This window comes from Zavarzinella sp., from assembly GCA_041399155.1.
In the GTDB taxonomy this organism is placed as follows: Bacteria; Planctomycetota; Planctomycetia; order Gemmatales; family Gemmataceae; genus JAWKTI01.
Window position 1 is genome coordinate 490,723 of the sequence record JAWKTI010000004.1, and the last position, 11,905, is coordinate 502,627.

The following is an 11,905-nucleotide window of genomic DNA, read 5'->3' on the forward strand; positions in this document are numbered from 1 at the left end:
AAGAACTCGTTTGTTATCGAATCTTCGATAACAATTCCCCCACGCCGAGGTAAAAACCGATGCTCCGGTCGATCCTGCTTGTATCTGCGATACTGTCGATAGCGACACCAGCCCACCTGATTGCTCAAGTGGGGAGACTGCCCAAGTTACCTGCAAAAATTGAGGTGCCCGATGGCTACAAGAAGTTGAATTACGGTGGGTTTACACTGCTTGTGAACGAACAGGCCGTGCTGCAAGATGCCCGCAGTCGCCTGGAACGCAAACCACTGGAAGCATTGGAAAAAGAATTTCAGATTGTCGAAAAAGTGGTGCCAACGGACAAATTGAAGATCCTGCAGCAAGTGCCCATCTGGGTGGAATGGGATGAACAATTGATGATGAGCAACGGTCGGGCAGGGGGTGCTCTGGCAGTATTCATGGGTGGCCACCAGGCGAATCTGGCCATGAATAATGGCGGCAAAGTTTCCAAAATTAATGCCGTCACCGTGCTGAGTTTGAAAAATCTTGCGGAAGAACATCAGCCTGCAACCGATTCGGATCGGTGCGTCACCCTGCATGAACTTGCCCACGCTTACCATTTCTTTCAGGTGGGCATGGAAAACTCGGTGGTGACAAATACCCACAAACAAGCGATGGAACGCAAACTGTACGATCCCAAAATGTATGCTGCCACCAATCCGGCGGAATATTGTGCGGAATTAACCTGTGCCTATCTGGATCGGCTGAGTTACTTCCCCAGAGATCGCCGGGATTTGCAGAAGCACGATGCTGAAGGCTTTAAAATGATGCAGCGTTACTGGGGGGTTATTGCAGATTCGGGTAGCACTGGTGCCAAATTACCTTCAGCGAATGCCGATGGGCGTTTCAGCCTGGCGATCGATGGGAAGAAAATTCGCATTGGTCGCACTGTCGTTGGGCCGGAATTAACTCCAGAGCAACGTGAATTACGCCCCACCGTCTACTATATGTTCCACCCAGACAGTGAGGCATCTCTGGTCGAACTGCACCGATTTTCCGTGCTGGAACGAATGGTTCGAAAGTTCAGCATGAATAGTTACATGGTGTTATCGAGTCAGCCAGCACGAACTGATCCTGCGGTGTTACGGCAGCGATTTGGCATTAAGGCCCCAGTGGTAGAACGCGTGATGATCCCATTTCCGGAAGATACATTCGCGTTACCCCACTGCATGATCTTTAATCATGAAGATAAGTGCGTCTTCCGTGGCAGTCTGCTGGATGCGGAACGCCATATGTATCTGGCAATTGGTGAAGCGGCTATCGCACGCTCCAAGGTGGGGAAAATGACCCGCAAAGCAGAGCAGGCAGCCGCTATTCTGCGAAGTGCTCAGGATCCGGATGAAATGCTGGCAAAACTGGTGGTATTGTTGCGGGGTAGCGGTGGCCTGGATGCCGACCAGATCAAGAAAATGGCACTTGAATTAATTGAAGGCGGCCAGCAGGTGGTCGAGCAGGCCAATAAAATCCTGCAGCAGGAACATGTGACGGCTTACCTGATGCTGGAACCCATTCCCGATCTTTACAAGAATACTTCCGTTGCACTGAAAGCAAATCAGTTAATGGCCCGCCTGCGAGCCAGCAAACATGTGCAGGCTGAACTGGGGGCACGCAGATCGTTGGTGCTGATTAACAAACTGGACGCAGAGTTATCTGGCAAACCAATGAGCTTTGCACCAGACAATCCGGAATTTCGGGAAGAACATGCCATGTTGCTGAAAAACCTGCAAATGGCGATTACCAGCTTTCTGAAAGCCCACGGTAAAACCCGCACGGCAGAAGAAGTGAAGAAAGTAGCCGAAAACTGGCTGCTGGATTTTGAGTAAGGCAGCTTAGGTTCGATGGAGTGCCAGTCTGCGATTTCGCAGGCGACGCCACCACAGCGTGAGCAAGATCGTTAAAATTGCAATGACGACAACTTTGCCCACTTCGAGTTTGGTATTCACCATTTTTACATAGGTGGCACTGTCTCGTAGCTGTTCATGTCTCAACAGCCTGGCAAACATCGCATTGACATCGAGTCCGTCATTCAGCCACTGAAGTTCTTTGGTGCGAAGTTCCTCGTACCACTTTTCAGCCTCGAGTAGTTCTGTTTCCAGTTGCTGTTCAATCTCTTCAAGTGTCACTGGAATCGTGGTACCCTCACGGTATTGCTCTTGCAGGATATTTGTTGCAAGATATCTTAAAGTTTCCTGATCTTTTGCTGATGGGGTGTATTTTGCTGCCAGAAGAAATGCCCTGCCTGCCAGTAACTTGGCATCACTTTCTGGTTGATAGCCCACGTGATAATTTGCCAATAATGTACCCAGGGTATAAAGCAAAACTGGCGAACGGTAATTACCAAACCGCATCATTCCCAGCACTCCCTTGATGGCTGGACCGCGATCTGCAATGTCATTGACGTGCAGTGCCTTCAATAACCCATTTTGGTTAGAAAATGCGGTTTGATCTGGTGGAATCGAAATCAGGTACTGCACCAGATAAAGTTGGTACTTTTCACGGCCAAAGTGGGCGTCTGGATTAATCTCGATCGCTTTTTGAATCCATTTGGCCCCTTCTTCCAGTTTCCCTGCATGGACATAGAAGGTTCCGAGATTTGCCAACGTTTCGTAGCGATCTTGTTGTAATTCCAGCATTTTTCGTGCGGTGGCAATTGCCAGATCTGTTTGCCCGGTTTTTTCGTACGCCACCGCCAAATCATCAAGAAATTCAAGATTATTGGGGTCTTGTTGCAGTTTTTTCAGACGATCTTCGATACGCCAAGTGTAGTATTTTTCGGAATGCCGAACAAACCTGCCGGTAAGTAATTCCATCGTCGATGGGAACCGCACTCGTTCCATCATCAGTGTGTCTTCATCCCACTGGCAGGCTGACGCTGGCAATACCAGCAGAAGCATTATTGTTAGCCCAGATAAATGTTGTCTGGCAATCATGGTACACTCGAATCAGGCACGACTGGTAAAGTTGCGATCTATGAGGATTCTAGCAGATGACAGGAAATCTGAGTCGCATTCCCAGGTTTTTGCGAGCCAATCGTTGATGACGACACCTAAAGCCAAAATTGTTACATATCCGCGGCTTTTTTATGTTGAGCTATTTGAATGAGCTCTTTCTTCACCTGCTGAATCGGAGTGGGCCATTTTCCCTGCTCCGTCTGTCGAAACAAGCGCATTGCGGGATACCATGGACTGTGCAACCCGCTATTCAGGAATTCGTACCTTTCTAAAATCGCCATTCCCGCTTAGGAAACTCCTCGTCGATGATTGACAAAGTTCGAGACAATATTCGGCACATTATTTTTCCGCATGTACTTTACTGTCGTGCGAAAAAGAAGTATGTGGCCCAGAGATACGCAAACTTTGGCATCCAAATGCAGACCATGATACTGCCACCTGAACGCCAACGTATCTCATCAGCCAAATAGTGGTTTTTTGAAATCATCCGTGATTACAAGTACCACAAGCAATGTAAAGAAGGCAATACCCAGTAACGTAACCACGGACGCGGCCACACGAGCACCGATAATCGATTTGGTGCCTACAACTTTCAGCCATTTTGCTCCCTGGGGTGATTTCAAATAGGAAGCAGGGGCACACGTGATGGCACCAGCCATTCCGGTAATGAATCCCCCTACTGGAAGCAGGAAATATGCGATCAGTTCTTTTCCTTTGCGAGCAAAGTCTACATCATCGGCTTTGACGAAATTCATGTAATAAAACATGCTTGCCGAAATTACTGCAGCAAGTACCAAACCTACCCAACTGACAATTTTAATTGTTTTGCCATAGCCACTTTCCATCGCTTCATTCTGTTCATTCATGGACATGATTCTCGATTGATGTTGTGATATTCAGGCACCCACATTGAAAAATAAGCCTTTGAAACAGAATTTAAACTTTACGCTTTTGTATCCGTTCGGTGAACGACTGTCTTGTGTAGCGTGGTAAGCTGCTGGTTTCTTGTTTCAAGGAGATCAGTGATGCTGAAGAATCGTCGCAATTTAGAACTGGAACAATCTTGGCGAGTGCATTTGCAGCAGCAATTGACAAGTGGGTTTTCGATTGCGGAATACTGTCGTCAGCAGAGTTTGAGTGCGATTCAATTTTATTTTTGGAAACGAACCATTATGCAGCGAGAACAGGAGATTATTTCGATACAGCCCAAGTCGTTTGCTGGTAAAGCAGAACCAATGCCGTCAAAATCTTCCGCTGGTAAACGACAGGTGGCACCAAAGGTGGCAGCGGGTGAAACTGCCCAGGCATCAGCACCAGTCAACCATCAGCCCGGTGCACCAACAAGCAAGGAAGCAGAACCGCCCGCGTTCATCCCGGTCGTTTTTCAACATCTCAAGGTTCCACAATATAGCGATACGCCGATCGAGATTATTCTGTCTGGTCAACAAACGATCCGCGTACGGGCGGGATGCGATCGGCAATTACTAGCAGAAATCGTTCACCTGCTGGGAGAATCATCATGCTGAATCTGCCCGACAGCGTGCGTGTATTCGTGGCCACGCATCCCGTGGATATGCGGCGAAGTTTTGATGGCTTGTGTTTCCTGGTTCAGCAATATTTGGGTCAGGATCCGTTGTCTGGTGATCTGTTTGTCTTCCGCAATCGCCGTGGCGACTGCTTGAAATTGCTCTGGTGGGATCGTGATGGCCTGGCCATCTGGTACAAACGCCTGGAACAAGGCAACTTTCTGTTTCCGAAAGATCCCAGTGCCGTTCTGACGTTGACCGGCATTGATCTGCAACTGATTCTGCAGGGAATCGATCTGAGTAAGGTTCAACGTCAGCATCGTTATCAGCGACCAGCCGACTGAAGATTTCACTGGCAAATCAGTTCTCAATTGATTTCAGAAAAAATATCAAAATTCTCCATGATTGATTGATAGTTTTTGCTACCTCGCGTCTTAATAGTATGAGCGAGTCATCGGCTGATCACGATCCTTCTCTACCCGTTGACCTCGGTCAGTGTCATGAAATAATTCGGACAATTTCCGAAAAGTATCTGCAGCAACAAGCACTGATTGAATCCCTTCAGAACCAGATCAACAACCTGATGCGATCTGGTCGGAATCAGAAACGGGAATATTTTGACCCGGGCCAAGGGGAGTTATTTGAAGAGCCGGAACCGGAACCAGAGCCTGTTATCGAACTCGAACCTGAACCAGTTATCGAGCCAGAATCGCCAACTCGTCGCAAAGGTCATGGACGCAAGCGGCCACTGACAGATTTGCCTCGGCAGCGGGTAGTGATTGATCTTGAGCCGGAACAGAAAACCTGCTCCTGCTGTCACCAGCCGCTGACAAGAATTGGCGAAGTGATCAGTAGTCGTTACGAATACAAACCTGCTTCAATATTTGTGATGGAGTTTGCCCGTCAGAAATATGCCTGTCAACGTTGCCTTGATCGCCGGCCTGCGGATAACAACCCTGTACCCGTCAATGACTTGATCCGCGTGGCAGAACCACCTGCAAATCCGATTCCCAAGGGAAATGCTGGACCTGGGTTACTGGCTTTTATTCTGGTCAGTAAGTTTGTTGATCATCTGCCGCTGCACCGGCTCGAACGATTGTTTCAGCGAGCCGCTCTGAAGTTATCTCGCTCTACAATGTGCAGTTGGCTGGGCGATGTCGCGCAATTGCTGGAGCCACTTTATTGCTGGATGCTGGCGGATCTCTTGCAATCCCGGGTAATTCATATCGATGAAACCAGTTTGCCACTGCAGAAAAAGATAATCAGCGTCAGTTGCATCCCGCCCGCATGTGGGTAGCGATTGGTGATGCGCACTGCATCCGCATCTGATTTATGACTTCACACTGAGCAAAGCACGCGCAGGGCCAGAAGCACTGCTGAATGATTACAACGGCTACTTGCATGCGGATGCAGCCAACTTGTACGACCAGTTGTACACCCGGCAAAATATGACCGAGGTGGCGTGCTGGGCACATGCGCGCAAGTTTCATGAGGCCCAGATTACGGCACCGCTGCAGGCTGCGCGGGCCATGGTGCTGATCAGCAAACTGTATCGGATTGAAAAGGAGATTAAGAAGGATCTGGCTGAGCAGTCCTGGGAATTGTCTGTGCAGGAAGCGTCTCGAGTGCAGATTCGCCAGGAAAAAGCAATTCCCGTGTTGAAAGAATTGCACGATTGGCTGCATGCGGAGGCACCAAAGTTGTTGCCCAAAAGCCCGATTGCCAAAGCGGTGAACTATGCGTTGCGCCATTGGCAGGCCCTGCACCGATATACCGAGCAGGGGTATTTGAATATTGATAATAATGCCGCGGAGCGGGCATTGCGAGTGATTGCCCTGGGACGCAAGAACTGGCTGTTTGCAGGCAGTGAACAAGGCGGTCGCAATGCAGCCATCATCTACAGCATCGTGCAATCGTGCCTGCACGCGGGTGTGGAGCCGCAGGCCTACCTGACCGATATCCTGGCAAAACTGCCCACCTGGCCCAAGGATCGCCTGAGCGAGCTATCCCCTGCAGCCTGGAAACCTCAACAATTCGACAACAACAATCCCACACCATCCTGAATCCATCTACCCGATTCTAAACAATTGCGAAATCTCAACGAGCTCTGCAAGTTGTGAGAAACTCAACTCACGGATGTATGAAATCAGAACAGTCGTTCACTGAACGGGTACTGCTTTTCAAATTCTTTGTGTCGGTTATCTGCACTGAATAAGATTGCACGAAAGAATTACTGGGGTAAGGTGAAATTTTCCCGTTTCTTTTCAAAAAAGTCATCCAATCGAAAATACCCCCAGAGTCCAGGGTACTTTCGATTGAATGGTGAACCACCAGTTCCCAGGCCGGTGGTTCCAACGAACAACGGTGGTTTGTCTTCCGAGCCAACCTCTCTTGAAAACTACTTGTGAACAAGCACATCAAGCAGACAAACGTTTTGTTCGCTTTCAGCCTTACTGTCACGTGGCTGAACGTGTCACTCCCGAAGCAGCGGGTCGTAGTTGGTTGAAGAGACTCTGCCCAACTATGATGGACACACGTGCAGAGGCATTAAGACACCTCTGCTACCGACCAGCGTTAAGCAGTTCCCAGGCCGCTTAAGCCGTTTTGCGTCGGCATACAGTATCGAGTATGGCACTGTGGGGGCCATTCGTCCAGAAAGTTCTACCCAATTAAAGCGGGGAATTCGGGCAGACTGGCCACAATCCAAAGAATATGCGGGCTGTAGCGAAAATCCTGCAAATATTGCGACAGCTATCAGCCCGATAATCGTTCCAGCTTTCCCCGATTACCTAACGCAAATTACAATAGCAGGTCGGAAGTTCAAGCCAATAATTTTTCCACAATTTTTGCCGCCTGACCGTCAAGGATGTTCAGTTCACGGGTGTTCCGTTTGAAAGACACTTTTTCGGCATCCAGCCCGAACAGATACATCAGCGTGCGGTGAAAATCGTGGTGCGTCACTACATCTTCAACGGCATGGTGGCCGAACTCATCCGTCGCACCGTGCACGTAACCCCGTTTGATGCCCCCACCTGCCAGCCAGTAGCTGAAACCGTATGTATTGTGGTCTCGACCTGCTTTGGCGGGGCCTGCATCGTTCTGAATCACCGGCAGGCGACCCATTTCTCCACCCCAGGCCACGAGGGTGCTGTCCAGCAGCCCACGTTGCTTCAAATCGGTTACCAGTGCGGCAGAAGGCTGGTCAATTACTTCGCACGAACGCGGCAACGAGGTGCGAATCGAGCCATGGTGGTCCCAGAACTGATTGCGGGTCATTACCTGTACAAAACGCACACCACGTTCAATCAGACGACGGGCAATCAGGCACCTTGCCCCAAAGTCTTTGCTGGCGGGGTTATCCATGCCATACATGCTTTGCGTCTGTTTGGTTTCCTGCGTCAGATCCAATGCTTCGCGGGCAGAAACCTGCATTCTTGCAGCCAATTCGTAGCTGGCGATGCGTGCTTCCAGATCATGCTCACCCGGTCGCTGGGCCAGATGATTCTGATTCAGTTGATCAATGAAGTTCAGCAACTGTTTCTGCGTGCCACCCGCAATCGCAGGTGGGGGATCGAGATTCAGGATGCGAGGTTCCTTGGCACGCACCACGGTGCCCTGGTACAGCGATGGCAACCAGCCATTCGACCAGTGATCGGTGCCGCACACCGGCAGGCTGGCTGGGTCTGGCAGTGCAATAAATGCAGGCAGGTTTTGCGTTTCGCACCCCAGTGCGTAGCAGAGCCAACTTCCCAGCACAGGATTACCCGCAACGATGCGACCATTCAACAACGCGTAGATCGATTGACCGTGGTTGTTGACCCCGGTATGCATCGACCGCACCACGGTAATGTCGTCGACAATTTTTGCCAGGTGGGGCAGCAGTTCAGAAACTTCTGTGCCGCATTTGCCATGTTTTTTGAACTTCCACGGACTGGCCATTACTTTAGAACTGGCCTGGGCTGCGTTATCGTACTTGATTTTGCCCGGGAACGGTTTTCCATCCAGCTTATCCAGTGCGGGCTTGGGATCGAGCAGATCCATATGACTGGGCCCACCCTGCATAAACAACGAAATCATCGCCTTTGCCTGGGGCGTGTGGTGTGGCTTCTTCGGCAGCAGATCGAAGTGCGGCCGTTCCAGATTCGGCTTCACCGAACCACGGGCCTCCTGCTGCAACAACCAGCTAAGTGCCAGACTGGCCACACCACCAGTACTGGTATGGAGCATTTGCCTGCGGCTGAATTGGTTCCCATTCATCGTGAGGTTCTCATTATCGTTGGGGCGAAGAATCTTTTTCAGTTACGTTCTTTTAGCATGGGCTTTCACGGGCGGGACGCCCGTGCTACGATGTTCATTCCCATCTGCTTTCGTAGCATGGTCATCTTGACCATGGGTTTTCACGGGCGGGCGGCCCGTTCTACGATGTTCATACCATCAGCTTTCGTAGCATGGTCGTCTTGACCATGGAGTTTTCACGTGCGGGATTCCCGTGCTACGATGTTTATTCCCATGGGTTTTCACGGGCGGGCGGCCCGTTCTACGATGTTCATACCATCAGCTTTCGTAGCATGGTCGTCTCGACCATGTGCTTTCATCACGGGCGGGACGCCGTGCTACGAGTTAATCCACATACACAAAGCGGTTGGAATTCAACAACCCCCAGCACAGCAAGGTCAGTGGGCTGGGGCCAGTCTTCGTTTTGCTGACTTCTGCCAGGAATTTGTTGGCCATTTCCTGTTCCGGTGCGGTGGGCAGGTTGCCGTAAGCAAGTTGCCAGGCACGCTGGATATGTTTCGGAAGTTCTTTGCCCACTTCGGTTTCAATGCGTTTGGCCAGCAGTGCTGCCTGTTGTTCCACAAACGGATCGTTCAACAGCACTAGTGCTGCGGGGGCATTGGTGGAAGTAATTCGCCCGGTGCAGTTCGGCTCCAACGTTGGTGGGTCGAATGCGGAATGCATGGTGAGCGGTGTAGTGCGACGCACCGTGATGTAGATGCCACGGCGAAACTCTTCTTCGGGTGGCATCGGTTCTGCTTTCGTAGTGCCACGTGCGAGATCTTTCACACCTTTGCCTACCACAATCAGCCCGACATCATTTTCCCGAATTGGCACTGGTGGGCCAGACATTTTCAGCGACAAGGCCCCACTGACTGCGAGAATGCTGTCGCGGATTGCTTCGGCCTCCAGACGACGCACATTCATGCGGCCATACCACTTGTTATCAGGATCGATTTTATCCAGCTTGTCCGTGCGGCGCGATGATTGACGGTACGTACGGGAATTCATGATCATTCGGTGCAGTTGCTTGGTGCTCCAAGCGGGATTGGTTTTGTCGCTGGGCTGCATGAATTCGGCTGCCAGCCAATCGAGCAGTTCCGGATGGCTGGGAAGTTCACCGAGCATGCCGAAGTCGCCCATGCTGTTGACAATACCACGCCCAAAGTGGTGATACCACACACGGTTCACCCACACACGACTGGTCAGTGGATGTCGGGGGTCTGTCAGCCAGTTGGCTAGTGCCATGCGTCTGCCCGATGTCTGCTTGTCGGTGCGTGCAGGCACGGTCAGTGGCAGAACATCCTGCAGACTCGTCAGCCCACCTGGAGCAATGGTTTCCTTGGGCTGATCGGGATCACCACGATGGAAGAGCTTTGTTACCGGGCGATTGCCAGGAGCTTCCGTTAACGCACGGATCATCTCCTGTTTAGGTTTCTTCGCACGGATGGCTGCGGCCTGATCGGTTAGTTTCTTCAACTCGTCGGCTGCTTTCTTGTCGTACAGATACAGCGACCCCGCCGATACATTCAGACTGGGGTACTTCTGCATGATATCCTTTTGTTTCGCGTCGCGTTTATCCGCAGCGGTGTTGCGTGCCTTTAATGCTTCAGGCTGGATTTCCTTGGGCAGTTTCGCCAGTTCCTTCTGGAAGGTGGCTTCGATGGCAGCCTGTTGCTTCACCGAATGATCTTGATCAATTGCCACTGCCTGCTTTTCAATTTCTGCTGCTTTGGCGATGTCTTCCTTGCTATACAGCGAAACCTGTCGTGCTGCAGGTGGCTTCCAGGTTCGCAGGTCGTAGGCGGGTTCCAGTATCGCACGGATGCGGTAATAATCTTCCTGGGGAATGGGATCGTAGCGATGATGGTGGCACTGGGCACAAGCGACCGTCATGCCCAGGAACGTGGTGGAAATTACTTTGATCGTATCGGAGATTACCTGGTTGCGGGCTTCCTTCTGATCGACACCCCGGCCACCTGTGCCATCGGGTGCCATACGCAGAAAACCAGTAGCCACCAGATATTCCTTTTCCTGGGGTGTCAGGCTGGCGTAAGAATTCTGGATCATCTCATCGCCCGCTAACTGTTGTTTGATGAACTCGTTCAAGGGCAGGTCGCGGTTGAAAGCACCGATCACATAATCGCGATACTTCCAGGCATTCGCACGTGGGCTGTCTTCGGCAGCGAAGCCTTCGGAATCGGCATAGCCTGCAACATCCAGCCAGTGCCTGCCCCACCGTTCCCCATAACGGGGCGATGCCAGCAGGCGTTCGATCAGTTTCGGATAGGCATCAGGCGATTGATCAATGATAAATGCTTCCACTTCCTGCGGCGTGGGTGGCAGCCCGTGCAGATCAAATGTCGCACGTCGAATGAGAGTCGGCCGATCTGCTTCGGGTGAAAAGGTTAGTCCTTCCTTCTTCAGTCGATTTTCAATGAGCGTATCGATCGGGTGCTGAGGATGCCCATGTGGCGTGGGAACCACAGGACGCTTGATTGGTTGATACGCCCAGAACGCCCGATCCTGGGGCGTGATCAGCAGGCCAGTGCCCACCTTTTCCGGTTCGGGTGCGGCAGTTTTTGCACCTGTGGCCAGCCACGTGCGGATGGTTTCAATCTGCTGCGGGTTAAGCTTCACCTTGCCTGGGGGCATCTCTTTGCTGACGATGCGAGCAAGCAGTTCGCTTTCTTCGGGTTTGCCGGGCACAATCGCAGGCCCGTTATCCCCACCGACCAGCATCAATCGCACCAGACGCAGATCCAGCCCACCTTTCGGTTTGCTTTCTTCGCCGTGGCAATCGAAGCAGAACGCCTTCAGGATGGGCCGCACCGAACCTTCGTAGGTGGGTATCTCTTTGGCCTGCACGTTGGCAGTTCCAGCCAGCATGGTAGTGAAGAGGGCAAATAAGGTGAACAGTTTCGTCATCGTTTTAATGCGATTATGTGTGGTAGGGAATGATGGATTGTACCGCAAAAACGGCAGGTTCACAAGCACCAACTTGCGGGGAAAGCGGTGAAAAGTTTTTAAGAAATCTCCCCACGTAATGGTGGGGTTGGGTAGTAATTGAACTTCGGGCACCATGCTACAGCTCCTTTAACTGTATTTTAGTTCATGTATAAATATATCCATTAT

Annotated in this window: 9 protein-coding genes; 5 read left to right on the forward strand and 4 right to left on the reverse strand. The window is 51.2% G+C overall.

The genetic code is table 11. The features are described 5' to 3' along the window. Positions 1–59: 59 nt before the first annotated feature. The gene (locus R3B84_19780) at positions 60–1,841 is read left to right on the forward strand and encodes a hypothetical protein (protein ID MEZ6142809.1); all 1,782 of its coding nucleotides are present in this window, start codon (positions 60–62) and stop codon (positions 1,839–1,841) included. Positions 1,842–1,847: 6 nt separating this feature from the next. Here the strand turns inward: R3B84_19780 and R3B84_19785 are convergent, their stop codons facing one another. Together R3B84_19785 and R3B84_19790 are read right to left on the reverse strand one after the other, a co-directional pair. After that, on the reverse strand, positions 1,848–2,912 hold the full coding sequence (locus R3B84_19785; GenBank protein ID MEZ6142810.1) for a hypothetical protein: 1,065 nt from the start codon (positions 2,910–2,912) through the stop codon (positions 1,848–1,850). Between the two features lie 515 nt (positions 2,913–3,427). After that, a complete protein-coding gene (locus R3B84_19790) occupies positions 3,428–3,835 on the reverse strand; it encodes a hypothetical protein (protein MEZ6142811.1) in 408 nt (135 codons plus the stop codon). Between the two features lie 159 nt (positions 3,836–3,994). On the opposite strand from R3B84_19790, the gene R3B84_19795 reads away from it, so the two are divergent. The 4 genes from R3B84_19795 (at position 3,995) to R3B84_19810 (ending at position 6,558) form a co-directional block, all read left to right on the forward strand. Beyond that, positions 3,995–4,495, forward strand: coding sequence for a hypothetical protein (locus R3B84_19795; GenBank protein MEZ6142812.1), 501 nt, complete (start codon positions 3,995–3,997; stop codon positions 4,493–4,495). Then, positions 4,489–4,839, forward strand: a complete 351-nt coding sequence (gene tnpB, locus R3B84_19800) for an IS66 family insertion sequence element accessory protein TnpB (protein MEZ6142813.1) — start codon at positions 4,489–4,491, stop codon at positions 4,837–4,839. Before R3B84_19795 ends, tnpB begins: the two co-directional genes overlap by 7 nt. A gap of 98 nt (positions 4,840–4,937) precedes the next feature. Further along, on the forward strand, positions 4,938–5,792 hold the full coding sequence (locus tag R3B84_19805) for a transposase (protein MEZ6142814.1): 855 nt from the start codon (positions 4,938–4,940) through the stop codon (positions 5,790–5,792). Between the two features lie 31 nt (positions 5,793–5,823). After that, positions 5,824–6,558 (forward strand): IS66 family transposase, encoded by a 735-nt coding sequence (locus tag R3B84_19810; protein ID MEZ6142815.1) that lies wholly within the window; start codon positions 5,824–5,826, stop codon positions 6,556–6,558. Positions 6,559–7,315: 757 nt separating this feature from the next. Here the strand turns inward: R3B84_19810 and R3B84_19815 are convergent. Together R3B84_19815 and R3B84_19820 are read right to left on the reverse strand one after the other, a co-directional pair. Continuing rightward, positions 7,316–8,752 carry a DUF1501 domain-containing protein gene (locus R3B84_19815; GenBank protein MEZ6142816.1) on the reverse strand — a complete coding sequence of 479 codons (1,437 nt, stop codon included), beginning with the start codon at positions 8,750–8,752 and terminating at the stop codon, positions 7,316–7,318. A 363-nt stretch (positions 8,753–9,115) separates the two neighbouring features. Next, complete coding sequence (locus R3B84_19820) at positions 9,116–11,854, reverse strand: DUF1553 domain-containing protein (protein MEZ6142817.1); 2,739 nt, start codon at positions 11,852–11,854, stop codon at positions 9,116–9,118. Positions 11,855–11,905 lie beyond the last annotated feature (51 nt).